Below are 26,579 nucleotides of genomic sequence, written 5' to 3' on the forward strand. Positions count from 1 at the left end.
GCTAGGTCGCCGCGTTCAGCGCCTCGAACCCGCGCGCCAGATCCGCCTTCAGGTCATCGAGATTCTCCAGCCCGATGTGGAAGCGCAGGGTGGGGCCGCCCGGATTCCACGTGGTCGCCGTGCGGTATGACGCGCAATCGAACGGGATCACGAGACTCTCGAAGCCGCCCCACGAATAGCCCATGCCGAACAGCGTCACCGTGTCGAGGAAAGCATCGACGGCCTGCTTCGACGCGGGCTTCAGCACGACGCTGAACAATCCCGTCGCGCCGGTGAAATCGCGTTTCCAGATCGCGTGTCCCGGATCGGTTTCCAGCGCCGGATGAATCACACGCAGCACTTCGGGACGCGCGGCGAACCAGCGCGCCATGTCCAGACCCGCCTGCTGATGATGCGCCAGCCGCACCGCGAGCGTCCGCAATCCGCGCAATGCGAGGAACACGTCGTCGGGACCGGCGCAAACGCCGAGCAGACGGATCGCCTCGGTGATCAGCGGCCATGTTGCCGCATTGGCGGAGATGGTTCCGAACATGATGTCGGAATGGCCGCCGATATATTTCGTTCCGGCCTGAATGCTGATGTCGACGCCCTGATCGAGCGAACGGTGAAACAGCGGCGTCGCCCAGGTGTTGTCGTCGATGACCAGCGCGCCCTTGGCGTGGGCGACGGCGGCGATGGCGGGAATGTCCGGCATCTCGAAGGATTGCGAACCCGGAGCCTCGACCAGAACGGCTTTGGTGTTCGGCTTGAACAGCTTTTCGATTCCGGCTCCGATCAGCGGATCGAAGTAGGTGGTCTCGACGCCGTAGCGCCTGAGCAGGCTGTCACAAAAATTGCGCGTCGGGCGATACACGCTGTCGATGACGAGCAAGTGATCGCCGGTCTTGAGAATCGCGAGCAGGGCCGTGGAGATCGCCGCCACGCCCGACGGCGCCAGGCCAACACCGGCACAGTTCGGACCTTCGAGGGCCATCAGGGCCTGTTGAAGCGCCTTGGTGGTGGGCGTTCCGTGGCGGCCGTATTGGAATTCCCCGCGATGCGCGTGGAGGTCTTCGGCGGTCGGATAAAGCACCGTGGAGCCGCGCACGACCGGCGGATTGATGAAGCCCTTTTGCGCGACGGTGTCGCGGCCGGATGTCACCAGTTCGGTCTGCGGATCGAGTCGGTCTGCGGGGCGATGGTCTTTTGGGGGAATCATGTGACGTTCATTGTGAGACGACATCTTGCCGCAGCGGTTGCTCGACAAAAGGCAATACGCTGCCTAAAGCTGTTGGCTCAAGTAAGCTGACCGCGAAGGCCGGCGTCAACCCCTTGACCCGCAGCGCCCGACGTTCTGTTATGCCGGTCAGATATTTAACCACTAGTTCCGTGAGCTTCCGCAGGATCGATTTGTCTCGCGCGACGTTATTCGTCGCCGCCGCCGAACGATCGAGAAAGGCCATTCTATGAAACGGGTATCGCTCGCTCTTATTCCAGTTCTTGCCGCCGCCATCGTCTCCCATGGCGCTCAGGCGCAATCTCAGGACAAGCCCAAGGATCGTGGAACGCTTCAAAGCGTGAAGGACCGCGGCACCCTGTCCTGCGGCGTCAGTCAGGGTCTGCCCGGATTTTCGGCACCCGATGACAAGGGCAACTGGACCGGCCTCGACGTCGATGTCTGCCGCGCGCTTGCCGCCGCGATTTTCAACGACGCGACCAAGGTAAAGTTCGTGCCGTTGTCGGCCAAGGACCGCTTCACGGCGTTGCAGTCCGGCGAAATCGACGTGCTGTCGCGCAACTCCACATGGACGCTGTCGCGCGATACATCGCTGGGCCTGAACTATACCGGCATTTCCTATTACGACGGGCAGGGCTTCCTGGTCCGTAAATCGCTCAAGGTGAATTCCGCGCTGGAACTCAACAGCGCTTCGATCTGCGTTCAGACCGGCACCACCAACGAACAGAACGTCTCGGACTACTTCAAGGGCAACAACATGAAGTACGAGCTGATTGCGTTCGGCACCGCCGATGAGACCGTGAAGGCTTACGAGTCCGGCCGCTGCGATGTGTTCACGTCCGACGTCTCGCAGCTTTATGCCGAGCGCCTCAAGCTCGCCGCGCCGGGCGATCACGCCGTGCTGCCGGAAGTGATTTCCAAGGAGCCGCTCGGGCCCGTGGTGCGCCACGGCGACGACCAGTGGTTCGACATCGTGAAGTGGACGTTGTTCGCGATGATCAATGCCGAGGAATACGCCGTCACGCAGAAGAACGTCGACGAGATGGCGAAGTCGGCCAAGCCTGAGCTGAAGCGCATGTTCGGCACCGACGGCAATCTCGGCGAGCAGCTCGGTCTGCCCAAGGACTGGGTGATCCGCATCGTCAAGGCCGTGGGCAATTACGGTGAGTCGTTCGACCGCAATGTCGGCGCGGGATCGAAGCTCGCGATTTCACGCGGGCTGAACAAGCTCTGGAATCAGGGCGGCCTTCAATACGCGCCACCCATTCGTTGACGGCCTTGCCGGTCGCGGCGATGGCTGACGAGCCCCGCAAACCTCCGCTGCGACTGGTTGCACGGCTTCGCCGCGCACTCGGCGGGCAGGCGGGATGGGGCGGGGTCGTCATCCAGATCCTGTTCGTCGCGGCCGTGGTCTGGGTCGGCTATGAAATCGTCGAGAACGCGCGCGCCAACCTGCAGGCGCAACGGATCGCGTCCGGCTTCGGCTTCCTGTCCAACACCGCGAGCTTTGCCGTCAGCCAGGCGCTGATTCCGTTTTCCGAAAGCGACACCTACGCCCGCGTGTTCGTTGTCGGCCTGCTGAACACGCTGCTGGTCTCCATCGTCGGGATCGTGATCGCAACCATCATCGGCGTCGCCGTGGCGCTGGGACGGTTGTCGCCGAACTGGCTGCTGGCGCGCATTTCCGGCGGCTATGTCGAACTCATCCGCAATCTTCCGCTGCTGTTCCAGATTCTGTTCTGGTATCTCGCGGTGCTGGCGACACTGCCGAACCCGCGACAGAGCATTTCGCTGTTCGGCTCCGTCTTCCTGAGCAATCGCGGACTTGTCGTGCCCAATCCCGTTCCACAGCAGGCATTCGGCGTTTTCGTCGTGGCTGTCGTGGTGGGCATCGTCGCCGCGCTGCTGATGCGTGCTTACGCCCGTCATCGGCTGTTCGCCGCCGGCGAGAAGGTGACGATATGGCCTTACGTGCTGGCCATGCTGATCGGTCTGCCCGCACTGGCGGCGCTGATGTTCGGAGCGCCGGTGACGTTCGACATGCCGCAGTTGAAGGGGTTCAATTTCGCCGGCGGCGCGCGCGTGCTGCCGGAATTCGCCGCGCTGACGATTGCGCTGTCGACCTACACGGCGGCTTTCATCGCCGAGATCGTGCGCGCCGGCATCCAGTCCGTTCCGAAGGGGCAGATGGAGGCGGGCGCCTCGCTCGGCCTCACACGCGGACAGACGCTGCGGCAGGTCATCATCCCGCAAGCCATGCGCGTGATCCTGCCGCCGCTGACCAACCAGTATCTCAATCTCACCAAGAACTCGTCGCTCGCGGTCGCCATCGGCTATCCGGACTTGTTCTCGGTGTTCGCGGGCACGGCGCTCAGCCAGACCGGGCAGGCGGTTGAAATCATCGCACTGACCATGGGCGTCTATCTGCTGCTGTCGCTGATCACCAGCGCGCTCATGAGCTTCTATGGCTGGCGTCTGAACCGGAGCCTCGCCGCATGACGGAGCAGGCCGCCCCATTTGTCCGGCAGAACATCGTCGAGCCGCGTCGTGCGCCGGTCGTCACCACGGGCGTGATCGGCTTTGCGCGCCAGCGGCTGTTCAATTCGCCACTCAACATCATGATGACCTTGGTGAGCGCGCTGCTGCTGTGGCTGACCATCGTTCCCACGGTGAAATTCCTGCTGGTGGATGCGGTGTGGCAGGGCAGCGACCGCAATGCCTGCCTCGAAGCCAATGTCGGGCGTGTGGTCGGCGCGTGCTGGCCGTTCGTGCAGGCGAAGTTCGATCAGTTCATCTACGGCTTCTATCCGGCGGACCAGCGCTGGCGGGTCAATCTCACCTTCGTGCTCGGCGCGCTTTTGTTGTTGCCGCTGCTGATCCCGCGCGCGCCCGCGAAGGCGCTCAACTCGGGACTGTTCTTCGTAGCGTATCCGGTGGTCGGATTTTTCCTGCTGCGCGGCGGCGGCCTGAATGGCTTCGCCGTGCACTGGATAGCCGATCTCGGCTCGGCGCTGGCTTCCAGCTTTCAGGATGCGGGCAGCCGCCTGACGGCGACGGCGGGCGCGGGCGCACCCGGACAAGCCGTCGCGTTTCTCGGCAAGCTGGTCGGGTGGATCGGCGACGGGCTGGCCTTGCTGGTGTGGCCGCTGGCATGGCTGCGCGATTACACCGAGCGATTTCATTCGCCGTTGTGGGCCGATTTCATCGCGACCGCGATCATCGTCTCGCTGCTGGTGTTTGTTGTCAGCGGCGGCTTTCGCAACGGCTGGCGCGCGCTGCTCAAGACGCTCGCGACCTTCGTTGGCATGGCGCTCGTGATCATGGTGATGGGTCTGGATCGCGGCGGTTTGCCGATTGTCGATACCCGCTCATGGGGCGGCCTGCTGGTGACGCTGGTGGTGTCGGTCACCGGCATCGTCGCATCGATGCCGGTCGGCATGGCGCTGGCGCTCGGACGCCGCTCGACCATTCCGCTGATCAGGGTGTTCTCGATTGCCTTCATCGAGTTCTGGCGCGGCGTGCCGCTGATTACGGTGCTGTTTTTCGCGACCTACATGCTGCCACTGTTCCTGCCGGGCAATTTTACCGTGGACGGACTGGTGCGCGTGCTGATCGGCATTGCACTGTTCGCGGGCGCGTACAACGCCGAAGTCATTCGCGGCGGCCTGCAGGCCGTGCCGCGCGGCCAGCCGGAAGCCGCCAGCGCGCTCGGACTGTCCTACTGGAAGACGACCGGCCTGATCGTGATGCCGCAGGCGCTGCGCCACGTCATTCCCGGTCTGGTCAATAGCTTCATCGCGCTGTTCAAGGACACCACGCTGGTGCTGATCGTCGCGATCTTCGACCTGCTCGGTCAGTTGCGCGCGTCGTTCGCCGATCCGAACTGGGCGACGCCGACCACGCTGTTCACCGGGTTCGCATTCACCGGCATCATCTATTTCGTGTTCTGCTTTGGAATGTCGCGCTATTCGCTGTTCGTGGAACGGCGGCTGAATGCCCACAAGAATGTCTGAGATGAAATCATGAGCGCAGATCCCATCGTCAGCATCTCCGGCCTCAACAAGTGGTTCGGTGATTTTCATGTGCTGCGCGACATCGACCTCACGGTCGGGCGCGGCGAACGCATCGTGGTCTGCGGACCGTCGGGCTCGGGCAAGTCGACGCTGATCCGCTGCATCAACGCCCTGGAGGAATTTCAGGAAGGCCGCATCGTGGTCGATGGCATCGAACTCGGGCCGAACCTGCGCCGCGTCGATGACGTGCGCCGCGAGGTCGGCATGGTGTTCCAGAGTTTCAATCTGTTTCCGCACCTGACGGTGCTGGAAAACTGCACGCTGGCGCCGATCTGGGTGCGCAACATCCCGAAGAAGGATGCGGAGGCGGCGGCGATGAAATATCTTGAGCGCGTGCGGATTCCGGACAAGGCCGACAAATATCCCGGCCAGATTTCAGGCGGTCAGCAGCAGCGTGTCGCGATTGCACGCGCGCTGACGATGAATCCGAAGGTGATGCTGTTCGACGAGCCGACTTCGGCGCTGGATCCCGAGATGGTCAAGGAAGTACTCGACACCATGGTGGACCTCGCGAAGGAGGGCATGACCATGCTGGTGGTCACGCACGAGATGGGATTCGCCAAGGAGGTCGCCGACCGCGTCGTGTTCATGGACGCCGGCCAGATCATCGAGGCCAACACGCCGGACAAGTTCTTCTCCAATCCGCAGCACGCGCGGACGAAGCTGTTTCTCAGTCAGATTTTGCGGTGAACCGCCCAAGTTGTCATTCCGGGACGCGTTCTTCACGCGGGCCCGGAATCCAGAAATGACGTCGCTTTAATGACTCACGCTTTCTCGAACGGCGGCTTGATCGTGCTCTTGCGCTCCAGCCATGCCGGCACCGGCAGGTTTTTCGAGCGCAGGAATTCCGGGTTGAACAGCTTCGACTGATACCGCGTGCCGTAGTCGGCAAGGATGGTCACGATGGTGTGGCCAGGACCAAGATCCTTCGCCAGATGGATGGCGCCCGCGATATTGATGCCGCTTGAGCCGCCGACGCAGATGCCCTCGTGCTCGAGAAGATCGAACACGATCGGCACGGCTTCCGAGTCTTCGATCAGATAGGCCTTGTCGACCTTGACGTCCTCGATGATCGGGGTGACGCGGCCGAGGCCGATGCCTTCGGTGACCGATCCGCCCTCGGTCGACTTGACCTCGCCGTGATCGAAGTAGTTGTACATCGCCGCGCCGCGCGGATCGGCGACGCCGATCATGATATCCTTCTTTTTTTCGCGCAGGAATGTCGCCGTCCCCGCAAGCGTGCCGCCGCTGCCGATCGAGCAGATGAAGCCGTCGACCTTGCCGCCGGTCTGGTCCCAGATTTCCGGACCGGTCGAGACGTAATGCGCCTTGCGGTTGTCGAGGTTGTTCCACTGGTCCGCGAACAGCACGCCGTTCTTCTCGGTTTTGCGCAGTTCATCGGCGAGGCGGCGGCCGACATGCTGGTAATTGTTCGGATTGCTGAACGGCAGCGCGGGCACCTCGACCAGTTCGGCGCCGAGCAGGCGCAGAACGTCCTTCTTCTCCTCGCTTTGCGTTTCCGGAATGACGATGATGGTGCGATAGCCCCGCGCGGCCGCGACCACGGCAAGACCGATGCCGGTATTCCCCGCGGTGCTTTCGACGACAAGGCCGCCGGGTTTCAGTTCGCCGCGCTTCTCCGCCTCGAGGATCATCTGCTTGCCGGCGCGATCCTTCACCGACTGGCCGGGATTCATGAACTCGGCCTTGCCGAGGATGGTGCAGCCGGTCGCTTCCGACGCGCGTTTCAGCTTGATGAGCGGGGTATTGCCGATGGCGTCGATGACGTCTTTGCGAATGTGCATGATTGCGAAGGACCTGGGACCGGATGTGTCGGGAGCAAGGGAGGGCGAATGACTGTCCTCAACCTAGATGCCGCCCGCCGGTCCGACAAGGGTGGCCCGCGCAGGCGAGATCTGCCCGACGTTCCAGCACAGTAAAGCCGAAAGCAACCGGTTACTTGGCTTTCGCGAACACGACCTGACGCACGTCGATGTTGCCGGACAGGAATCCGGCCTCGCAATAGGCGAGGTAGTACTCCCACAGCCGCCGGAATCGTTCGTCGAATCCGAGCGGCATCAGGTTGGGCCACGCCGCGCGGAAATTGTCTCTCCATGTCGCGAGCGTCTTGGCATAATCTTCTCCGAAAATGCGCTCGCGGATAACAGGAACGCCGAACTTCTCGCCGAGATTCTTCAGCACCTGCGGCGACGGCAACATGCCGCCGGGGAAAACGTAGCGCTGGATGAAATCGACCTCGCGCCGGTAGGCGTTGAAGAACTTGTCCTGAATGGTGATGGCCTGAATTCCGGCGAAGCCGCCGGGCGCCAGCCGGTCGCGCAACTGGGTAAAATACTGCGGCCAGAACTGCTCGCCGACAGCCTCGATCATCTCGATGGACGCAATGCGGTCATATTGCCCGCGCTCGTCGCGATAGTCCTGAAACCGGATCTCGACCTTGTCGCCCAGGCCCGCGGCCTGCATCCTTTTCTGCGCGAAATCGCGCTGTTCGGTGCTGATGGTCAGGCCCACGACCTTGGTGTCGTAGTTCTTGGCGACATATTCCGCGAACCCGCCCCAGCCGCAGCCGATCTCGAGCACGGTCTGGCCCGGCTGAAGGTTGATTGCTTCGGCGAGGCGCTTGTACTTGTTGTGCTGCGCGGCGGTCAGATCGCTGGTGCCGTCCTCAAACAGCGCTGACGAATAGGTCATGCTCGGATCGAGCCATGCCGAATAGAACGAGTTGCCGATGTCGTAGTGCGCGTAGATGTTGCGGCGCGCCTGCCGTTTGGTGTTGCGGTTGAACCAGTGGCGGACCAACTGCACGAAACGTGCGACCGGCTTGTCGCCGAGCATGGTCTGAATCAGATCGTGATTGACGCAGAAGACGTAGAGAAACTGCGTCAGGTTCGGCGTGTCCCATTCGCCGCGCAGATAGGATTCCGCGATGCCGATGTCGCCGCCGCGCGCGAGCCGCCGCGCGAACTCGTAATTGTAGATCGTCATCTCGGCGGCCGGGCCGGGCTCCAGCCCGCCGAAGCGCACGATGCGGCCATCGGGCAGCGTAACGTCGAGCGTACCGCGGCGGAGTTTCGAGCAAAAGCTGAAGGCAAACCGGACCAGTCTTGGCACGTCCGGCAGGGCCACCTCGACATTGTCGGGGGTAAGAATCATCAGGTCAGACATCGCGCAATTCCGTCAGTGGGATATGGCTCTGTGTCCAAATCTTCTGCTCGCGTGTGTCGGCCGTTGATCCGCCGAACTGTCCTTTGCTGTTCGTCTTGTCACAAGTTTCGCGCCTTTGAACCAAAGACGCAAGGCCTCCCGGTGAATCGCCGCCATGATTTTGAAGGTCACGAACGGCAGCGCAGCGAACGTTCGCAGCAGCATTTTCAGTCGATGAGATCGATACCGTGTGCGCCGGGCGTGAGCGCGCAAGGACGAAAGCTGTCGAGCGCCGCGCGGTTGACGCCGAACAGGCGCGACTGGCGATCCGCTTGGTCCAGCCTGTCGAGACCGATAAGCAGGCTCGTGACCTCGTAGCTGAACCGATGGCCCACGAATCTTCGAGTTATGGGCTTGAGGCCGGTGTGCCCGACGTTGCCGAGCCGGCCAATGCGCGGTCCCGAGAGCGATTCCGAGATGAATTCTTCGTAAGAGAACGCAGCGTTTTTCGCGGGCGGCCGCCGAAAACCCTCGATTTGCAGGCCTAAGTCGCATTTCCGGATGTGACACCGAACGAACACAGATTGCGGCTGTGTTGGGGGCGGCGCCTGAACATCCCTGTGCGCCGTTCAAACGGCCAGCTAGAATGAGATTCTGGCCTTCGGAATGAGATTCTGGCCCCTCGGAGAGTGTTCACCCCGGTGTTCGTGTTGCCCCTGAAGTCAAGGCGCGGAGTGTTCCCGTGGTCCTCACTCGCGATGTGCGCGGCACTCGCGGTGGCTGCCACGTCGGGCGGCTGCATTCTGACGACCGATTTGCCGGACCCGGCGCTGGACGTCCCGGCCGCCTACAAATCGGCGACGAGTTCCGTGGCCGACTTGCCGCCGGCGCTGGACTGGTGGCGCGGCTTTCGTTCCAAAGAACTGACCGTCCTGATGGAAGAGGCACAGACGGTCAATCTCGACATTGCCGCCGCAGTTGCCCGAATCCGGCAGGCAGACGCGCTGGCGCAGACGGCGGGTGCGGCGCTGCTGCCGAACGTGACGGGAAGTTTCTCCGGGTCGCGCTCGCGGTCGTCGAGCAACACCGGTGTGGTGACCTCCGGCAGCACCATCGGCGGCCGGGGCGAGGTCACCAACCACACCGCCTCGCTGAGCGCGAGCTACGAGATCGATTTCTGGGGCAAGAACCGCGACGCACTGCTGGCCGCGGAAGAAACCGCGAATGCCAACCGCTTCGATCGCGATGTGGTCGCACTGACCACGCTCGCAAGTGTCGCCAATGCCTATTTCCAGGTGGTCGCGGCGCAGGAACGCATCAACATCGCGACGCGCAACATCGCCAGTGCGCAGCGCATCTTTGACGCGATCAAGGCGCGCGTCGATGCCGGCACCGGCTCCGATCTCGATCTGGCGCAACAGGAAAGCCTGCTCGCCAACCAGAAGGCATCGATTCCGCCGCTGCGGCAGGCGCTGGCGCAGAACGCGAACATCCTGGCGACGCTGGTCGCGCGTCCGCCGGAGCGTGTGCGCCTGAGCGGCGGATCGCTCGGCGCGCTTGCCATTCCCCGCGTGACGCCCGGACTGCCGTCCGAGTTGCTGACGCAGCGCCCGGACATCCGGCGTCAGGAAAACCAGCTTGCGTCGGCGACGGCAAATGTCGGTAGCGCGCGGGCACAATTTTTTCCTAGCATCCAGTTGACCGCGCAGGGCGGCTACCAGAGCGCGGCGCTGGCCGCGCTGTTCACGCCGCAGTCGGCGTTCTTCAACATGGCTGCGGGATTGACCCAGCCGATCTTCGACGCGGGCCGCATCCAGGCCAATTTCGATCTGCAGAAAGCGCGGCAGGATGAACTGCTCCAGACCTATCGCAAGACCGTGGTGTCGGCCTTCAGCGACGTGGACACCGCGCTGACCACGCTCAAGCAGGCCAACGAGCGGCTGCGGCTCCAGCGCATCGTGGTGGCGTCGTCCCGCCGGGCGTTCGAGCTGTCCGAACGGCAGCTTCGCGCCGGAACAGCCGACATCGTGACTGTGCTAAACACCCAATTGACGTTATTTCAGGCTGAAGATTCGCTGGCGCAGTTCCAGCTCGCGCGGCTGCTTGCAGTCGTAACTCTCTATCAGGCATTGGGCGGCGGTTGGTCGCCAAAGACGGAAGGGCCGGTGGATGCTCTTTAAGCCCGAGCTGAACGAAAAGGCCAAAGCGGCCGGTGAGGGCGTGGCGCGCGTGGCTTCCGGCGCGCGGCGGCGCACCGTCTCGATCGCGGTCTGGCTGCTCATCATCGGCGGCCTCGGTTACATCGCCTGGACCTATTACAAGCCGGGTCAGACCGCGACCCGCACCCGGCCCGATCAGGCGATTCCGGTGCTCGCGGCGACGCCGCGCATCGAGGACGTGCCGGTCTATCTCGACGGCGTCGGCACCGTCCGCGCGCTGAACAATGTGACCGTGCGCGCGCAGGTGAACGGCAAGCTGCTGTCGGTGAATTTCAAGGAAGGTCAGGACGTCAAAAAGGGCGACGTGCTGGCCGAGATCGATCCGGTGATCTATCAGGCGCAGTACGATCAGGCTGTCGCCAAGAAGGCGCAGGACGAGGCGACGCTCACCAACGCGCGAACGGATCTGGTGCGCTATCAGCAACTGGCGACAGCCAAGGCCGGCTCGGCGCAGCAGGCGGACACCCAGAAAGCGCTCGTTGCACAACTTGAAGCGCTGGTGAAATCCGATCAGGCGGCGATCGACAACGCGCAGGCCACGCTCGGCTACACCAAGATCATCGCCCCGCTGTCGGGCCGCGCCGGACTTCGTCAGGTCGATCAGGGCAATATCGTCCAGACCTCGGACGCGACCGGCGTCGTGGTGATCACGCAGCTGCAGCCCATCTCCATTCAGTTCAGCCTGCCGCAGCAGCAGATCGTCCGCGTCAATGCGGCGTCGGCGAAGGGACCGCTGGCAGTCGACGTGTTCGGCAACGACGGCAAGACCGTCGTGGACACCGGCACCGTGAGCGGCATCGACAATCAGGTCGATCAGACCACCGGCACCGTGAAGATCAAGGCCGAGTTTCCGAACGCCAACTTTCAGCTCTGGCCAGGACAATTCGTCAATGTCCGCCTGAAAGTGCAGACGCTGGACAAGGCTGTCGTGGTTCCGACCGCTGCGGTTCAGCGCGGTCCGGCCGGCACGTTCGTCTATGTGATCGGCAACGACGACATCGTCACCGCCAAGACCGTCAACGTCACGCTGCAAACCGAAACCAACGCCGTCATCGCATCGGGCATCACGGTCGAGGATCGCGTGGTCACCACCGGTTTCGCCAACCTGTCGGATGGCGCGAAGGTGACCATCAGCAAGGACTATCAGGCACCGACGCCGGACCTTGCGCCGCGCAAGCGCGAAGGCCGGGGGGAAAAAGGCCAGCGCGGCAACGGCGAACGGCGCAACGGTCAAAAGGAACAGGGGCAAAAAGAACAGGGGGCCTCGCCGCAAGGCGGGCAACAGCAAACGGGCGGCGGCGCGAAAGCGCCGCAATGAGCCCGGCTAAATTCGAACCTGTGAGCGCGCATCGATGAGCGTCTCGGAACCATTTATCCATCGGCCGATTGCAACGTCGCTGCTCGGCATCGCGCTTCTGATCGGCGGCGGCCTTGGATACTGGGCGTTGCCGGTATCGGCGCTGCCGCAGGTCGACTTTCCGACGGTGCAGGTGACGACGCAATTGCCGGGCGCGAGTCCCGATGTCGCCGCCTCGCTGGTGACCGCGCCGCTGGAGCGGCAACTCGGGCAGATCCCGTCACTGGTGTCGATGAACTCGGTGAGTTCGTTCGGCGTCAGCCAGATTTCATTGCAGTTCGATCTCAACCGCGACATCGACGGCGCAACGCAGGACGTGCAGGCAGCGATCAACGCCGCGGCAGGCGTGCTGCCGAAGAACCTGCCGTATCCGCCGACCTACGCGAAGGTCAATCCGGCCGACGCGCCAGTCATGACGCTCGCCATGACGTCGGAGACCTCGTCGCTGCGCGCGATGAGCGACATCGCCGACACCATGATGGCGCAGCGCCTTGCGCAGATTTCCGGCGTCGGCCGCGTCTCCATTCTCGGCGGATTGAAGCCCGCGGTTCGCGTGCAGGCCGATCTCGCGAGACTCTCCGCCTACGGCATCTCGATGGAGGATCTGCGCACGGCCATTGCCGGTGCGAACGTGTCCGGGCCGAAGGGCTCGCTCGACGGCGCGCAGCAGGCCTACACCATTGCGGCCAACGATCAGATCGCCACCGCCGACGCCTACAAGCCCATCATCATCGCCTATCGCAACGGCTCGCCCGTGACCATCGGCGATGTCGCCCGGATCATCGACGGTCTGGAGAACGAGAAGACCGGCGCCTGGTATCAAGGCAAGCCTGCGGTCGTCATCGAGATCCAGCGCCAGCCCGGCGCCAACGTCATTGAGGTGGTGCGGCAGATCCGCGAAGAGATTCCGAAACTCCAGAAGGCCGTTCCCGCCGGCGTGGACTTGACCGTGGTCAGCGACCGCACCGTCACCATTCGGGCATCTGTTCACGACGTGCAGTTCACGCTGGTGCTGAGCGTCGCACTCGTCACACTGGTGGTGCTGATCTTCCTGCGCTCGCTGCGCGCGACGCTGATCGCGGGCGTGGCGCTGCCGCTGTCGCTGATCACCAGTTTCGGCGTGATGTACTTCGCCGGTTTCAGCCTCGACAATCTTTCATTGATGGCGCTGACCATCGGTACCGGCTTCGTGGTCGACGACGCCATCGTGATGATCGAGAACATCGTTCGTCACATGGAGAACGGCGAGAGCGCGATGGAGGCGTCGCTAAAGGGCGCGAGCGAAATCGGCTTCACCGTGATCTCGCTGACCGTCTCGCTGATCGCGGTGTTCATTCCGCTGCTGTTCATGTCGGGCCTTGTCGGGCGAATGTTCCGGGAGTTCGCGCTGACGCTCACAATTGCCGTTGTCACATCGATGGTCGTGTCGCTGACGCTGACGCCGATGATGTGCTCGCGGCTGCTGAAGATGCACCACGAGGAATTCAGGGTGCCGGGTCTGGCCACGGTCAGCGGCTGGATCGACAAGATGGTCGATTTCTATCACCGGACGCTGCTCTCGGTGCTCCGGCATCAGCGCGCGACGCTGGTGGTGACGTTTCTCACGATCATCGCGACGCTCGCGTTGTACGTGGTCGCGCCGAAAGGCTTCCTGCCGTTGCAGGATACGGCGTCGATCACAGCGGTCACCGAGGCCGGTCCGGAGGTCTCGTTCACGGATATGCGCCTGCGGCAGACGCAGGTCGCCGACGCCATCAAGGCCGATCCCGACATCACCGGCGTGGTGTCCGTGATCGGCGCAGGTTCGGTGAACCCGACCACCAATGTCGGGCGTCTCGTCCTGACGCTGAAGCCGCGCGGCGAACGCAAGACCGACATCGCCGTGGTCGTGAACCGGTTGAAGGAGCGGGTGGCGTCCATTCCTGGCATGACCGTCTATTTCCAGGCGGTGCAGGACATCCAGATCAGCACGCGGGCCAGCCGGTCGCAATATCAGTACACATTGACCGCGACGGACGCGCCGTCCGTCATCGAATGGTCGAACAAGCTCGTGCAGGAGATGCGGCGCGATCCGATGTTCCGCGACGTGTCGTCTGACGGCCAGGAAGGCGGACTTCGCGCTCTGGTCAATATCAACCGCCAGCGCGCGGGCCAGCTCGGCGTCTCGGTGCAGGCCGTCAACGATACGCTGAACGACGCCTTCAGCCAGCGTCAGATCTCGACGATTTTCGGTCAGGCCAACCAGTACCGTGTCGTGCTCGAGGCCATGCCGGAATATCAGCGCGATCCGTCCGTGCTGTCGAAACTGTATGTGCCGGGCGCGGCCGGGGCCTCGGGCGCGCCGAACGCGCAGGTGCCGATCGACGCGGTCGCCAGCATCGTGCGCACCACCGCGCCGCTGTCGATCTCGCATCAGTCGCAGTTTCCGGCGGTGTCGCTGTCGTTCAATCTCGCGCCGGGCGAAGCGCTCGGCAATGCAGTCGAGAAGGTGGCCGAGATCGAAGCCCGGATCGGGATGCCCGGCAACATCGTCGGTCTTTATTCGGGCGATGCGGCTGAATTCGCAAAGTCGCTGTCCGGACAGCCGTGGCTGATCCTGGCCGCGCTGGTCACGATCTACATCGTGCTCGGCGTGCTGTACGAAAGCTACGTCCATCCCGTCACCATTCTGTCGACGCTGCCGTCCGCCGGTGTCGGCGCAATTCTGGCTCTGATGCTGTGCGGACAGGATCTGTCGGTGATCGGCCTGATCGGCATCATTCTCCTGATGGGCATCGTCAAGAAGAACGCGATCATGATGATCGACTTCGCGCTTGAGGCTGAGCGCCATCGCGGCATGTCGGCCTACGACGCCATCGTGCAGGCGTGCCTCCTGCGTTTCCGCCCGATCATGATGACAACGCTGGCGGCGCTGTTCGGCGCGCTGCCGCTGGCGCTTGAAAGCGGAACGGGTTCGGAATTACGGTTCCCGCTCGGCGTATCGATCATCGGCGGATTGATCGTGTCGCAAATCCTCACGCTCTACACCACTCCCGTCATCTATCTCGCGCTCGACCGGATCAATCGCCGGATCGAAGCTGCGGTGCCGCCTGACGAGTCCGGCAAGCCGTCGCCTCCGATCGCGGGAGCCACCGAGGGGGTGCAATAAGATGGCATCGCTCTCCGAACCATTCATCAGGCGGCCGGTTGGCACCACACTGCTGGCCATCGGCCTGTTTCTGGTGGGGGCGGTCGCCTACAAGTTCCTGCCGGTCGCAAGCATTCCGTCCGTCGACTTCCCGTCGATCCGCGTCTCTGCATCGCGCCCCGGTGCCGATCCCACCATCATGGCCTCGACCGTCGCAGCTCCATTGGAGCGGCGGCTCGGTGAAATCGCCGGCATCGACCAAATCACGTCCACCAGTTCGCTCGGCTCGACCAACATCTCGCTGCAATTCGCCATCGGCCGCAACATCGACCGCGCCGCGCGCGACGTGCAGGCCGCGATCAATGCGTCGCTCGCGGACCTTCCGACCGACCTGCCGACGCTGCCACGATTCAGAAAAGCCAATCCCGCAGCGTCGCCAGTGTTGATCATCGCGCTGACCTCGAAGACCATGCTGTCGAGCGCGATCTACGACGTCGCGGACACCGTGATTGCCCAGCGTATTTCGCAGGTGCCGGGTGTCGGCGAAGCGACGGTCAGCGGCGCGGATCAGCCGGCAGTCCGCATCCAGCTCAATCCCGGCGCGTTGTCCACGGCGGGCATCGCCAGCGACGATGTTCGTCAGGCCATCGTCAGTGCCAACGCCATCGGGCCGGTCGGTGCGTTCAACGGCCCGGTTCTCGGCGAGACCATCGCGACCAATCCGCAGATGCGCACCGCCGCGCAGTTCCGCGACATTGTCATTAAAAGCGCGAGCGGCAACTTCGTGCGGCTCGCCGACGTGGCCGACGTCTCCGACGCGACCCGCAACAGCCGTTCGTTCGCATGGTTCAACAAGCAGCCGGCGGTTTTGATCACGGTGACGAAGCAGCAGGACGCCAACGTCATCGAGACGGTGGACCGCGTGAAGGAGCTGCTGCCGGAACTGAAGCAGTGGATTCCGGGCGGGATCGACATCTCGATCCTGTCGGACCGCACCGGAACGATCCGGGCCAATGTCGAGGACATGGAGTGGACGCTCGGGGCCACAGCGCTGCTGGTGATGCTCGTGGTGTTCGTGTTCGTCCGCCGCACGACGCCGACCATCGCGGCCGGGATTTCGGTGCCGCTGGCCTTGGCGGGCACCTGCGCGCTGATGTGGGTCGCGGGCTTCTCGATCAACAATCTTTCATTGATGGCGCTGGTGGTGTCGGTCGGTTTCGTGGTCGACGACGCCATCGTCATGATCGAGAACATGTACCGCAATCTCGAGGAGGGCATGAAGCCCTATCAGGCGGCGCTGCTCGGCGCGAAGCAGATCGGCTTCACGGTGCTGTCGATCAGCGTATCGCTGGTGGCGGCGTTCACGCCGCTGATTTTCATGGAAGGCATCATCGGGCGGCTGTTCCGCGAGTTCTCACTCACGCTGACGTTCGCCATTCTGGTGTCGATGGTGGTGTCGCTGACGGTCACGCCGATGATCTGCGCGCACTACATCAAGAGCACGATCTCGCCGGACGCCACGCGGTTCGATCGCGTGGTCGAAGGCAGCCTGTCGGCCATCGTGCGGTTCTATGAGCGAACCCTGCGCGTGGTGCTGCGGTTTCCTTTTCTGACGCTGCTGGTGTTCTTCGCGACCATCGCGCTCACGGTCACGCTTTATATCAAGATGCCGAAGGGGTATTTCCCGCAGGACGACAGCGGTCTCGTGATCGGATCGACGCGCGCATCGCCGGATGTGTCGTTTCAGGCCATGCTCGGTCTGCAACAGCAGATCGCGGACATCGTTGTCGCGGACCCCGCCGTCGACGGCGTGGGATCGAGCATCGGCGGCACCAGCGGTTTCGGCGGCAACAATACCGGACGCATGTTCATCAGCCTCAAATCGCCGGACGAGCGGGGCGGATTGAGCACGCAGGACGTCATCGATCGCCTCAGGCGGAAACTGGGCTCGGTGCCGGGCATCCGGCTGTTCATGTTCGCGGCGCAGGATCTGCGCGCCGGCGGGCGGCAGAGCGACTCCGACTATCAATACACGCTCATCAGTTCCGATCTCGATTTGCTGGCCAAGTGGGCGCCGATTGTCGCCAAGAAAATGGAAGATGTGCAGGGCATCACCGACGTCTCCAGCGACCGTCAGGCCGGCGGACTTGCGCTGAACCTGTCGATCGACCGTCAGAAGGCGGCAAGCCTCGGCGTTCAGGCTCAGGACATCGATAATGCGCTGAACAACGCATTCTCGCAGCGGCAGATCTCCACCATCTACACGCAGCGAAACCAGTATCAGATCATTCTGGAGGTCGATCAGCGGTTGCAGGGCGATCCGTCATCGCTGGACAAGATCTTTGTCGCCGGTGCGGGCGATGCGCAGGTGCCGCTGTCCGCCGTGGTGAAGATGGAGCGCGGGCTGTCGCCGCTGTCGGTCTATCATCAGGCCTCGTTCCCCTCGAACACGATCTCGTTCAACGTGCTGCCCAACGTGCCGTTGCAAACCGCGACCGACAACATCACGCGCGCGGTCGAGGAATTGCACATGCCCGAAGGCATCCGCGGCGAATTCGCGGGCAATGCCGCCGACAGCCAGAAAACCGCGAACCGTCAGCCGCTGCTCATTCTCGGCGCGCTGATCGCCGTCTATATCGTGCTCGGCGTGCTGTACGAGAGCCTCGCGCATCCGCTGACCATCATCTCGACATTGCCGCCGGCCGGGCTTGGCGCGCTGCTCGCCTTGCAGATCACCAACACGCCGCTGACGGTGATCGCCTTCATCGGCATCATTCTTCTGATCGGCATCGTGAAGAAGAACGGCATCATGATCGTCGACTTCGCTCTTGAAGGCGAACGGCAGCGAGGTCTGTCGTCCGAGGAATCGATCTTCGAGGCCAGTCTGGCGCGCTTCCGCCCGATCCTGATGACCACGATGGCGGCGCTGCTCGCCGCTGTGCCGCTGGTGATTGCGACAGGGCCGGGGACCGAACTGCGCAGGCCGCTCGGTATCACCATCATCGGCGGGCTCATCGTCTCGCAAATCCTGACGCTCTACACGACGCCGGTGATCTACCTGCTGATCGACCGGCTGCGGGGCCGGGAGAGACCCAGGCCGCTGCCCGCGACGGCGCCCGCCGAATAATCGCGGCGGTGCACATGCTGGGGGAACTTTGGAGTTCCCTTGGCGTTGTCGGGCATGAATAAGCCGCCAATACAGGATGTTGCCGCCGAAAACGGACAATCAGTCGAGCCTCCGCCGCCCGAAATCCTTGAACCCGATCCCGAACTGTCGCCCGAAGAAGCCGAGGAGATCAGACGCGATTATCTGCTGACGCGGTTCTGGATCAGCGCGCGCGGATTTTGGGGGAAGAACGGCGGCAGACTGAGTTGGGCTCTCTCGGGCGGGCTGCTGGCGCTTATCGTCATTCAGATCGCTTTCCAGTACGGCATCAACGTCTGGAACAGGGCGATCTTCGACGCCATCGAGAAGAAGGACGCCGGTCAGGTTTTTCATCTGACCGCGCTGTTCTTCCCGCTGGCCGTCGGCAGCATCGTGGTTGGCGTCACGCAGGTCTTCGCGCGCATGACGATCCAGCGCCGCTGGCGCGCGTGGCTGACGAATTCCGTCGTCTCCCGCTGGCTCACGAACGGTCGCTATTACCAGCTCAATCTGGTCGGCGGCGATCACGAGAATCCGGAATACCGCATCGCCGAGGATCTGCGCGTCGCCACCGACGCGCCGGTCGATTTTGCCGCCGGCGTAACGCAGGCGTTTCTCTCGGCAACCACGTTCATCATCGTGCTGTGGACGATCGGCGGCGCGCTGACACTGTCGGTCGCGGGCAGCACGATCATCATTCCCGGCTTTCTCGTCGTCGCGGCGATTATCTATGCAGTGATCGCGAGCGGTTCGATGATGGTCATCGGCCGGAATTTCGTCGCTGTCTCCGAAGGCAAGAACCAGGCGGAGGCCGAGTATCGCTACGCCCTGACGCGCGTGCGCGAGAATGGCGAGAGTATCGCGTTGCTGGGCGGCGAGGAAGAGGAACGCTCAGGGATCGACAAATCGCTGACCAACGTCCTGAAGCAATGGGCGAGGCTCTGCGGCCAGCACATGCGCACCACGGTCGTGTCGCAGGGATCGAGCCTGATCGCGCCGGTGATCCCGATCCTGCTCTGCGCGCCGAAATTCCTCGAGGGCAGCATGTCGCTCGGGCAGGTCATGCAAGCCGCGTCCGCGTTCACCATCGTTCAGCATGCCTTCGGCTGGCTGGTGGACAACTATCCGCGCCTTGCCGAGTGGAACGCGGGTGCGCGCCGGATCGCTTCCCTGATGATGTCGCTCGACGGGCTTGAGCGCGCCGAGCTTGGCGAGGGTCACAACCGGATCAAGCGCGGCGAGACCACCGGCACGGCAGCGCTGCGCCTCAACGACCTGTCGGTGACGCTCGATGACGGCACTGCCGTCGTCGGCCAGTCGGAAATTTTAATCGAACCGGGCGAGCGGGTTCTGGTGGCGGGTGAATCCGGCACCGGCAAAAGCACGCTGGTGCGCGCCATCGCCGGGCTCTGGCCGTGGGGCGACGGCAGTGTCGACTTTCACCCCGACCGCCGCATGTTCATGCTGCCGCAGAAACCCTATGTGCCGTCGGGATCGCTGCGGCGCGCGGTGGCGTATCCAGGAGCGGCGGAGGACTGGACCATCGAGCAAATGGGCGAGGCGCTCGACAAGGTCGGTCTCGCGCATCTCAAGGAGAAGATCGAGGACGAGGCGCCGTGGGACCAGACGTTGTCCGGCGGCGAGAAACAGCGTCTGGCCTTCGCGCGTCTGCTTCTGCATCGGCCCGACATCATCGTGCTCGATGAAGCGACCTCCGCGCTGGACGCGCGCGGGCAGGACAGGATGATGGAATTGCTCAACGAGGAACTGCAGGACGCGACCATCATCAGTGTCGCGCATCGCGCCGAACTGGAGGCGTTTCACTCGCGGAAGATCACGCTCGAACGCCGCAAGGGCGGAGCCAAGCTCGTGAGCGACATCGATCTGATCCCGCGCGGGGGACGCCGGCGTCTGCTGGGCCGCTGGCTGCGTGGGCGCGCCGCGCCTCCGCCGAAGCAGGCGGCCTGATGGGCCGCGAGCGACTTGCCGGTTGCTGCCGTCCGGCGCGGGGCGTATAGCCGGACATATGTCCAAAACACTCGCCAAAAAACCCGCCAAAGCCGCGTCGCCAGCAGAGGCCGTCATCGAGATCGAAGGCTGCGAGCGCTGCGGCAAGCCGCTGCCGCTGTGCATTTGCGACAGCGTGGAGCCGATCGCCAACAAAATCGAACTGCTGATCCTGCAACATCCGCAGGAGCAGGACAGGGCGCTTGGCACCGGGCGGCTGGCCGCGATGCATTTCACGAAAGCCACCCACAAGATCGGGCTGTCGTGGCCGAGCCTGTCCAAGGCGCTCGGCCGCACCGTCGACCCGCAGGACTGGGCGATCCTCTATCTTGGCTCGGTGAAACTCGCGGACCTCGACACCGAGCGCGATCTGGTCGTCGTCAATCGCAAGGGTGAACTTGAGGACAACCAGCGCGCGATCCTGAAAGACATCGAAGGCATCGTGCTGCTCGACGGCACATGGAGCCAGGCCAAGGCCTTGTGGTGGCGCAATGCGTGGATGCTGAAATGCCGCCGCATCATTCTCGGACCGAAGCAGCCCTCGCTGTACGGCAAGCTGCGCAAGGAACCGCGCAGCGACGGTCTGTCGACCATCGAGGCGGCGGGCATGGTGCTCGGCAGGCTCGAGGGACGTGGCAACATTGAGGCGACGCTCAACGCCACTTTTCAGCGAATGCTGGCGCAATACCGCGCGGTGCAGGCGACCATGCCGGAACTGGCGCCCAAGCCGCGGCCGAAGCGCGACTACCGGCGTCCGGAAAACCGTCGCGGCAAGGCGAAAGCGGCGTTCTAGACGCGCGTTAGATGCTGGTAAGTGATTGAATTTGTTTGGCTCCCCGGGCTGGATTCGAACCAGCGACCATTCGATTAACAGTCGAATGCTCTACCACTGAGCTACCGAGGAATACTGCTGAAGCAGCAATGGGGCGGCATATAACAAAGGCCCCGAGTCTTGCAAAGCGGAAATCGCTGAAAAACGAAGGCCGTGACTAATAGATTGTTTTCTCGGACTTAAGAGAAAACTGGAGGCCACGACCGGAATTGAACCGGTGTACACGGTTTTGCAGACCGTTGCGTAACCACTCCGCCACGTGGCCCCTTGCGGCGCAACTCTTATAGACAATCAACCAGTTGGGCAACACGTCGCCACGGAGTTGCCTTGCGGCCGGGCAAGGTCGTTCATAGGTCATCTTGAACGGGCCCCAAGCGGTGCGCGGGCAGGAACAAGGCGGTTTGACGTGAGCGCTGAAGCGAAGGCCGAACTCGACCGCCATTTCGAGTGGATCGCGCAAAAACTTCCCGACAAGGGTGGCCGTTTCGTGCGCTGGCTTCGCGAGCCGTCGTCGCGCCTCGTGCGCATTCCTCTTGCCTTGCTTCTGATTCTCGGCGGCATTTTCAGCATTCTGCCGATCCTCGGCCTCTGGATGCTGCCGCTCGGACTGCTGCTGATCGCGCAGGATGTTCCGTTTCTCCAGTTGCCGCTCGCCAATATGCTGGGATGGATCGAGCGCAAGTGGATGGGCCGCAAAGACGCGTCCAACACCGATTCCAAAGACTGACGGTCGTTCCGCAAGGACATCGAATGGGCACGCCGCTCGATATCATCGTTCCTGTCCTGATGGGCGCGGCATTGCTCTGGTGGATCGGGCGCGGCATGGGCGGACGGGCGATGCTGATCGCCACCGCCGTGACGCTTGCTGTGATCGTCGCGGTGCTGCTGGTTCAGAACGCGGGCTGGGGCTGATACTAGTTCTTGCCGGTGTTGCTCGCCGCGATCACCTTCAGCAAATCCGCCGCCGGGTATCCGCTGCGATGCATGGTGCACAGCACGTCGATCATCTGATCGCTTGGCTGATCGGACGACGACAACGCCGCGCGCACCTCGGGCGGCAGATCGTCGAATTCCAGCATCTGCCGCCGGACGTTTGAAAGTCCGCTCGCGGACAGTCCGCCGCTGTCAGACGCCAAAACTTGATCGCTTTGTTTGCGCCGGTCGCCGGTCATTTGCAAAACGCTTCATTTAAACGTGTTGGCCGCCACGTCATAGGTCCAGGTGAGGTGACCGTTGGTGAAGACGATGGAGCGAAATCCGAGATCGCGCGCCTTGTTGAAGATCTTGCCGGACTCCGCGAGATTGAGAACCGTCGGCCGGTCCATCTTGAAATACTTGTAGCTCAAAACCGTTTCGCGTTCGCCCGAGGTGGCGATGTCCATCGCAAGTCCCCGGCGCAGCATCTGCTTGCGCGTCGTGACCGCGAATTGCTTGCGGCCATCGACATTGCCCGCAAGCGCATCGAGCTTCGCGCTGATGTTTTTCGTCGCGCCGAGCTTGCGGATGTAGTCGCGCTCGTTCTTCTGCATTGCCGCCAGCAGCTTTTTCGCGCGCGGGGCCTCCGGCGCGGTGTCGTCGATGGCCTTGAGATCGGCTTTCGCGGCATAATAGTCGGCGAGTGCCGGAAGCTTCTGCCCGCGCCTGGCGGAATAGTCGGTCAGCGCCTTCATGACGGCGGCGGCGCGGTCGATGACTTTCTTGCGTTTCGGCGCGGGCTGATCCGTGGACGCCGCCGTTGCGGGACCGGCGCTCTGGGCGGGCGCGGCTGCAATGCCTGCGCACATCAGCAACGCGGCCAGCGGCAGAGCACGCAGGATCGCGCACAACCGGAAACGGGCAGGGCGCCCTGTCATATTGCCAGTCATATGCCCCATATTCGATGGCCCCGGGATGTCGTCACCGTCACGGTTTCATATCACAGCCAGACTTGCATCGCGCGCTGCCTTGCAGCAAATATGGACCGCGCCGGCCGATCGCGGCCGGATCGATGTTCGTTTCTTCCAGACCATGTCTAGAGGTTGCTCCATGTCAGATTTTAAAACCTCTCGGCAGAATATGGTCGACTGTCAGGTGCGTCCGAGCGACGTGACCGACTTGCGGATCATCGATGCGATGCTCGCGGTCCCGAAAGAGACGTTCGTGCCGGAGGGCAAGCGCCCCATTGCCTATCTGGACCTCGACATCGACGTCGCGGCGGACGGCCGGGCCAAACGCCATCTGATCAAGCCCGCAGTACTCGCGAAAATGCTTCAGGCCGCCGCAATCACCGAGAACGACCGCGTGCTGGTGGTCGGCTGCGCCACCGGCTATTCGGCGGCCGTCATTGCCCATCTCGCCAGGGAAGTCGTCGCCACCGAGCCGGATTCGGCGCTGGCGGCCACGGCGAAAGCCAATTTGGCGGGCCTTGGACTGACCAATGCGACCGTCACCGCCGCGGAGCCTGCCGCGGGCGACTCCGCCCATGGGCCCTATGACGTCATTGTTCTCGACGGCGCCACCGAGATCGAGCCGCAGCGGCTGTACGAGCAGCTCAAGATGGGCGGACGGCTGGTCGGGGTGTTCGCCGCCAACCAGCCCCCAAGGGCGACCCTGGTCGCACGGTCACCGGCCGACTTCGGCAGCCGGGTGCTGTTTGACGCGTCCGCGCCGGTTTTACCGGGTTTGGAACGCCTCCCGGCGTTCACTTTCTAGGACCGTTTTCCTGTCCATTGGGCAGGTGTGGCCGCAATGTCCCATATGGACTGTTTCGTTTGCGGCGCGGCGCGGGGGGTTTCACCCGGGACTTGCGATGCATAGACTGACTGGGGAAGGGCTCTGCCCGACTCACGTTACCCGGTTTACGCGCCTCACATGGCGAGCAAAAACCGGTTTGGGGACAAATGAATGCAAGCTAGGTATCGGATGAAGCTCAGCGTGGGCGTTGCTCTCGCGGCTCTCTTGATGGGTTCCGTCATGACAACTCCCGTCATGGCCGACACAATCGAGGCCGCGCTCGTTCGCGCGTATCAAAACAATCCACAATTGAACGCACAGCGAGCGTCCGTCCGTGCCACTGACGAGAACGTGCCTCAGGCGCTGTCCGGTTATCGTCCGAAGGTCGCCGTCACCGCGAGCGCCGGAACCCAGTACACCGATACCCAGACCAACACGCAGACCAGCGGACGTTTGAGCGAGGTCGGCATCAACGGCGTGAACGCGCCGCGCTCGGTCGGTGCGACCATCACACAGACGCTGTTCAATGGCGGCCAGACCGCCAACCGCACGCGCGCTGCTGAAAGTCAGGTCTCCGCCGCGCGGGAAGGCTTGCGCGTTCTCGAGCAGACCGTGCTGTTCGCCGCCGCGACGATCTACATGGATTATCTGCGCGACTCGGCCATCGTTGAAGTTCAGAAGAGCAACACGCGGGTGCTGGAGCAGACGCTCAAGCAGACCCGGGATCGTTTCAATGTCGGCGAAGTCACGCGCACCGACGTCGCGCAATCCGAAGCTCAGCTTGCGGCGGGCCGGACTCAGCTTCTGACGGCTGAATCCAACCTCACCACCACACGCGCGAATTTCCGCCGCATCATCGGCAACGATCCGGGCACACTCGCGGCGGGATCGCCGGTCGATCGCTTCCTGCCGACCACGCTGGCGGCGGCCGTTGATCGCGGATTGCTGGAAAATCCGAACGTCACTGCCGCCATGTACGGCATCGACGTGAGCTTCCTTCAGGTGAAGGTCAACGAAGGCGCGCTGTTCCCGACCGTGACCCTTCAGGGCAGCGTGCAGCAATCCTATGAAAGCTCGCTGGTGTCGTACCGCGCGTTCGGCGCGTCCGCCGTCGCCCAGTTGACGGTTCCGGTTTATCAGGGCGGCGCGGAATACGCGCTGATCCGGCAGTCGAAAGAATCGCTCGCGCAGCAGCGCCTCAACCTTGAACAGGTCCGCGACCAGACCCGCGCCACTGTCGCGCAGGCGTGGGGCCAGCTCGTCGCCGGCAAGGCGCAGGTGTCGTCGGCGCAGGCGCAGGTGACCGCGTCCGAAATCGCGCTGAACGGCGTTCGCGAAGAAGCGCGGGTGGGACAGCGCACCACGCTCGACGTCCTCAACGCGCAACAGGCGCTGGTGAATGCGCGCGTCGCGCTGGTGACAGCGCAGCACGATCGCGTGGTTGCATCTTACAGCGTGCTGAATTCAATCGGCCGCCTGTCGCCAAGCGTGCTGAACCTGCCGACCAACGTCTACGATCCGAGCGTCCACTATCATCAGGTTCGCGATAGCTGGGCCGGCGTCCGGACTCCCGACGGCCGCTGAGAGCGGTCCGGTCGTAACATTCGCCTCCCGCTTCGGCGGTAGGGTTTTCCGGGTGTTCGACTCCAGAGACCGACGGTTCGCCGGTCTCTCACACGCAACTCCATCAGCGCTGTGATCAACCGGCCCGGTTCATCGGCCGTTGCTTGCAATCAATTGTTGCCATGACATACCGTTCTGAAGGATCGCAAAGCGATTCGTGGACGGTGGTGTGCGGCTTTTGCCATGTCTCAGGACGGCATGTCCCTCAGGATGAACTGGTAGCCGATGATGTGGAGTCGGAAATGACGCAACCGGCGAAGACGCAAGAGCCCTCGATGGAGGAGATTCTGGCGTCGATCAGGCGCATCATTTCCGATGACGAGGCCAAGCCTGCAGCTGGAAGCGCGGCAGCGGCTGCGCCCGCAGCGACTCCTGCCGCACCTCCGGCAGCGCCGCCGAAAATGGACACGCCAAAAACCGAAGTTCCCAAAGCCGAGATGGCGCGCCCGGCGGCGGCTGCCCTGCGGCCGGCGATGACGGGTATTCCGCCGTCCAAGGTCGTGCCGGCCCGGCCTCCCGCTGCGGCGGCTCCTGCGCCGGCAAAGAACAGCCAGGCCGAAATCGATGCGATGATGGCGAGTTTCGATGCGCCTGCACCAGCGCCCGCCGCTCCGGCAAAGATCGAGGAACCGGAAGACGACGCCGACGTGTTCGAATTGACCGAACAGATGGCGATGCCGGCAGCGCCTCCGCCGGACTTCAACAAGATAGACCCCGAAGACGACGATCTGGAATTCACCGAAGCCCCCATGGTCCAGACCTCGACCCACCGCTCTCCGATCATGGATCCGCCGGCCTTTGCCGCGGCGCAGCCGCGTGAAATGCCTGCGCCGCAGATCCTGTCGGGTTCGACGGTGTCGGCTGTGGAATCGGCATTCAACTCGCTGGCCGCGACCGTCCTGAGCAACAACGCCCGGACCCTTGAGGACCTCGTCAAGGAAATGCTGCGGCCGATGCTGAAATCATGGCTGGACGACAATCTGCCCAATCTGGTGGAGCGGATCGTCAAGGCCGAGATCGAGCGGGTCTCCCGCGGCCGCTGATCCGGCCGATCTGCCCTCCATTTTGAAGTGTTGACTTGGCGCGTGCTGGGAGCTTTCTAG

Annotated in this window: 22 protein-coding genes, 2 tRNA genes and 1 pseudogene; 15 read left to right on the forward strand and 10 right to left on the reverse strand. The window is 63.2% G+C overall.

Annotation, left to right across the window (positions count from 1 at the left end; genetic code table 11):
- Position 1 precedes the first annotated feature (1 nt).
- Positions 2–1,198 (reverse strand): cystathionine beta-lyase, encoded by a 1,197-nt coding sequence (gene metC, locus AC07UB_RS02180; protein WP_494652307.1) that lies wholly within the window; start codon positions 1,196–1,198, stop codon positions 2–4.
- Between the two features lie 7 nt (positions 1,199–1,205).
- On the reverse strand, positions 1,206–1,442 hold the full coding sequence (locus AC07UB_RS02185; protein WP_494652305.1) for a hypothetical protein: 237 nt from the start codon (positions 1,440–1,442) through the stop codon (positions 1,206–1,208).
- 3 nt (positions 1,443–1,445) lie between these two features.
- On the opposite strand from AC07UB_RS02185, the gene AC07UB_RS02190 reads away from it, so the two are divergent.
- The 4 genes from AC07UB_RS02190 to AC07UB_RS02205 are packed head-to-tail and all read left to right on the forward strand — an operon-like array spanning position 1,446 to position 5,979.
- Positions 1,446–2,489, forward strand: a complete 1,044-nt coding sequence (locus AC07UB_RS02190) for an amino acid ABC transporter substrate-binding protein (RefSeq protein ID WP_492789246.1) — start codon at positions 1,446–1,448, stop codon at positions 2,487–2,489.
- A 20-nt stretch (positions 2,490–2,509) separates the two neighbouring features.
- Positions 2,510–3,715: an amino acid ABC transporter permease gene (locus tag AC07UB_RS02195; RefSeq protein WP_492789245.1), complete on the forward strand. Its 1,206-nt coding sequence runs from the start codon at positions 2,510–2,512 to the stop codon at positions 3,713–3,715.
- Positions 3,712–5,229 (forward strand): amino acid ABC transporter permease, encoded by a 1,518-nt coding sequence (locus tag AC07UB_RS02200; protein WP_492789244.1) that lies wholly within the window; start codon positions 3,712–3,714, stop codon positions 5,227–5,229. The genes AC07UB_RS02195 and AC07UB_RS02200 overlap by 4 nt, the downstream gene beginning before the upstream one ends.
- 9 nt (positions 5,230–5,238) lie before the next feature.
- Positions 5,239–5,979 (forward strand): amino acid ABC transporter ATP-binding protein, encoded by a 741-nt coding sequence (locus AC07UB_RS02205; protein ID WP_492789243.1) that lies wholly within the window; start codon positions 5,239–5,241, stop codon positions 5,977–5,979.
- A gap of 74 nt (positions 5,980–6,053) precedes the next feature.
- Here AC07UB_RS02205 and AC07UB_RS02210 read toward each other — a convergent pair whose 3' ends face one another.
- The 4 genes and pseudogenes from AC07UB_RS02210 to AC07UB_RS02225 form a co-directional block, all read right to left on the reverse strand.
- Positions 6,054–7,094, reverse strand: coding sequence for a cysteine synthase A (locus AC07UB_RS02210; protein ID WP_494652302.1), 1,041 nt, complete (start codon positions 7,092–7,094; stop codon positions 6,054–6,056).
- Between the two features lie 151 nt (positions 7,095–7,245).
- Positions 7,246–8,475 (reverse strand): class I SAM-dependent methyltransferase, encoded by a 1,230-nt coding sequence (locus AC07UB_RS02215; protein ID WP_494652301.1) that lies wholly within the window; start codon positions 8,473–8,475, stop codon positions 7,246–7,248.
- 12 nt (positions 8,476–8,487) lie between these two features.
- Positions 8,488–8,679, reverse strand: coding sequence for a DUF1365 family protein (locus AC07UB_RS02220; protein WP_494652299.1), 192 nt, complete (start codon positions 8,677–8,679; stop codon positions 8,488–8,490).
- A gap of 53 nt (positions 8,680–8,732) precedes the next feature.
- Positions 8,733–8,906, reverse strand: a pseudogene (locus tag AC07UB_RS02225) (DUF1365 family protein); the annotation flags it as partial.
- Between the two features lie 306 nt (positions 8,907–9,212).
- Between AC07UB_RS02225 and AC07UB_RS02230 the strand changes: the two are divergent.
- From AC07UB_RS02230 to AC07UB_RS02255, 6 genes are read left to right on the forward strand one after another with little or no spacing between them, the layout of a single operon-like run.
- Complete coding sequence (locus tag AC07UB_RS02230; protein WP_494652706.1) at positions 9,213–10,634, forward strand: efflux transporter outer membrane subunit; 1,422 nt, start codon at positions 9,213–9,215, stop codon at positions 10,632–10,634.
- Positions 10,624–11,991 (forward strand): efflux RND transporter periplasmic adaptor subunit, encoded by a 1,368-nt coding sequence (locus tag AC07UB_RS02235; protein ID WP_494652297.1) that lies wholly within the window; start codon positions 10,624–10,626, stop codon positions 11,989–11,991. The genes AC07UB_RS02230 and AC07UB_RS02235 overlap by 11 nt, the downstream gene beginning before the upstream one ends.
- 34 nt (positions 11,992–12,025) lie before the next feature.
- A complete protein-coding gene (locus AC07UB_RS02240; RefSeq protein WP_492789238.1) occupies positions 12,026–15,178 on the forward strand; it encodes an efflux RND transporter permease subunit in 3,153 nt (1,050 codons plus the stop codon).
- Between the two features lies 1 nt (position 15,179).
- Positions 15,180–18,284 (forward strand): efflux RND transporter permease subunit, encoded by a 3,105-nt coding sequence (locus AC07UB_RS02245; protein ID WP_492789237.1) that lies wholly within the window; start codon positions 15,180–15,182, stop codon positions 18,282–18,284.
- A gap of 54 nt (positions 18,285–18,338) precedes the next feature.
- Positions 18,339–20,270 (forward strand): ABC transporter ATP-binding protein/permease, encoded by a 1,932-nt coding sequence (locus tag AC07UB_RS02250; protein ID WP_492789236.1) that lies wholly within the window; start codon positions 18,339–18,341, stop codon positions 20,268–20,270.
- A gap of 58 nt (positions 20,271–20,328) precedes the next feature.
- Complete coding sequence (locus tag AC07UB_RS02255) at positions 20,329–21,102, forward strand: tRNA-uridine aminocarboxypropyltransferase (protein WP_492789235.1); 774 nt, start codon at positions 20,329–20,331, stop codon at positions 21,100–21,102.
- 36 nt (positions 21,103–21,138) lie between these two features.
- Here AC07UB_RS02255 and AC07UB_RS02260 read toward each other — a convergent pair.
- Positions 21,139–21,213, reverse strand: a tRNA-Asn gene (locus tag AC07UB_RS02260).
- A 119-nt stretch (positions 21,214–21,332) separates the two neighbouring features.
- Positions 21,333–21,406: transfer RNA gene (locus tag AC07UB_RS02265), tRNA-Cys, on the reverse strand.
- 141 nt (positions 21,407–21,547) lie between these two features.
- Here AC07UB_RS02265 and AC07UB_RS02270 point away from each other — a divergent pair.
- Entirely contained in the window at positions 21,548–21,868 is a 321-nt protein-coding gene (locus AC07UB_RS02270) for a hypothetical protein (protein ID WP_492789234.1), read from the forward strand.
- Positions 21,869–21,891: 23 nt separating this feature from the next.
- Positions 21,892–22,053: a hypothetical protein gene (locus AC07UB_RS02275; protein ID WP_492789233.1), complete on the forward strand. Its 162-nt coding sequence runs from the start codon at positions 21,892–21,894 to the stop codon at positions 22,051–22,053.
- 2 nt (positions 22,054–22,055) lie between these two features.
- Here the strand turns inward: AC07UB_RS02275 and AC07UB_RS02280 are convergent, their stop codons facing one another.
- Positions 22,056–22,277, reverse strand: coding sequence for a hypothetical protein (locus AC07UB_RS02280; RefSeq protein WP_492789232.1), 222 nt, complete (start codon positions 22,275–22,277; stop codon positions 22,056–22,058).
- A gap of 48 nt (positions 22,278–22,325) precedes the next feature.
- Positions 22,326–22,994 carry a hypothetical protein gene (locus tag AC07UB_RS02285; RefSeq protein WP_492789231.1) on the reverse strand — a complete coding sequence of 223 codons (669 nt, stop codon included), beginning with the start codon at positions 22,992–22,994 and terminating at the stop codon, positions 22,326–22,328.
- A 172-nt stretch (positions 22,995–23,166) separates the two neighbouring features.
- Between AC07UB_RS02285 and AC07UB_RS02290 the strand changes: the two genes are divergently transcribed.
- The 3 genes from AC07UB_RS02290 (at position 23,167) to AC07UB_RS02300 (ending at position 26,519) form a co-directional block, all read left to right on the forward strand.
- Positions 23,167–23,832: a protein-L-isoaspartate O-methyltransferase family protein gene (locus tag AC07UB_RS02290; protein ID WP_492789230.1), complete on the forward strand. Its 666-nt coding sequence runs from the start codon at positions 23,167–23,169 to the stop codon at positions 23,830–23,832.
- Between the two features lie 249 nt (positions 23,833–24,081).
- A complete protein-coding gene (locus AC07UB_RS02295; protein WP_492792620.1) occupies positions 24,082–25,437 on the forward strand; it encodes a TolC family outer membrane protein in 1,356 nt (451 codons plus the stop codon).
- Positions 25,438–25,718: 281 nt separating this feature from the next.
- On the forward strand, positions 25,719–26,519 hold the full coding sequence (locus AC07UB_RS02300) for a PopZ family protein (protein WP_494652293.1): 801 nt from the start codon (positions 25,719–25,721) through the stop codon (positions 26,517–26,519).
- The last annotated feature ends 60 nt before the right edge of the window (positions 26,520–26,579 follow it).

Source organism: Afipia sp. GW821-FHT04G03 (genome assembly GCF_059419985.1).

Coding starts and splice junctions, on each gene's coding strand:
- AC07UB_RS02190 (WP_492789246.1), top strand. CDS start 1,446: ATGAAACGGGTATCGCTCGCTCTTATTCCAGTTCTTGCCGCCGCCATC.
- AC07UB_RS02185 (WP_494652305.1), bottom strand. CDS start 1,442: ATGGCCTTTCTCGATCGTTCGGCGGCGGCGACGAATAACGTCGCGCGA.
- AC07UB_RS02205 (WP_492789243.1), top strand. CDS start 5,239: ATGAGCGCAGATCCCATCGTCAGCATCTCCGGCCTCAACAAGTGGTTC.
- AC07UB_RS02290 (WP_492789230.1), top strand. CDS start 23,167: ATGTCAGATTTTAAAACCTCTCGGCAGAATATGGTCGACTGTCAGGTG.
- AC07UB_RS02245 (WP_492789237.1), top strand. CDS start 15,180: ATGGCATCGCTCTCCGAACCATTCATCAGGCGGCCGGTTGGCACCACA.
- AC07UB_RS02275 (WP_492789233.1), top strand. CDS start 21,892: ATGGGCACGCCGCTCGATATCATCGTTCCTGTCCTGATGGGCGCGGCA.
- AC07UB_RS02255 (WP_492789235.1), top strand. CDS start 20,329: ATGTCCAAAACACTCGCCAAAAAACCCGCCAAAGCCGCGTCGCCAGCA.
- AC07UB_RS02200 (WP_492789244.1), top strand. CDS start 3,712: ATGACGGAGCAGGCCGCCCCATTTGTCCGGCAGAACATCGTCGAGCCG.
- AC07UB_RS02230 (WP_494652706.1), top strand. CDS start 9,213: ATGTGCGCGGCACTCGCGGTGGCTGCCACGTCGGGCGGCTGCATTCTG.
- AC07UB_RS02300 (WP_494652293.1), top strand. CDS start 25,719: ATGACGCAACCGGCGAAGACGCAAGAGCCCTCGATGGAGGAGATTCTG.
- metC (WP_494652307.1), bottom strand. CDS start 1,198: ATGATTCCCCCAAAAGACCATCGCCCCGCAGACCGACTCGATCCGCAG.
- AC07UB_RS02240 (WP_492789238.1), top strand. CDS start 12,026: ATGAGCGTCTCGGAACCATTTATCCATCGGCCGATTGCAACGTCGCTG.
- AC07UB_RS02250 (WP_492789236.1), top strand. CDS start 18,339: ATGAATAAGCCGCCAATACAGGATGTTGCCGCCGAAAACGGACAATCA.
- AC07UB_RS02295 (WP_492792620.1), top strand. CDS start 24,082: ATGGGTTCCGTCATGACAACTCCCGTCATGGCCGACACAATCGAGGCC.
- AC07UB_RS02235 (WP_494652297.1), top strand. CDS start 10,624: ATGCTCTTTAAGCCCGAGCTGAACGAAAAGGCCAAAGCGGCCGGTGAG.
- AC07UB_RS02285 (WP_492789231.1), bottom strand. CDS start 22,994: ATGACAGGGCGCCCTGCCCGTTTCCGGTTGTGCGCGATCCTGCGTGCT.
- AC07UB_RS02220 (WP_494652299.1), bottom strand. CDS start 8,679: ATGCTGCTGCGAACGTTCGCTGCGCTGCCGTTCGTGACCTTCAAAATC.
- AC07UB_RS02210 (WP_494652302.1), bottom strand. CDS start 7,094: ATGCACATTCGCAAAGACGTCATCGACGCCATCGGCAATACCCCGCTC.
- AC07UB_RS02215 (WP_494652301.1), bottom strand. CDS start 8,475: ATGTCTGACCTGATGATTCTTACCCCCGACAATGTCGAGGTGGCCCTG.
- AC07UB_RS02195 (WP_492789245.1), top strand. CDS start 2,510: ATGGCTGACGAGCCCCGCAAACCTCCGCTGCGACTGGTTGCACGGCTT.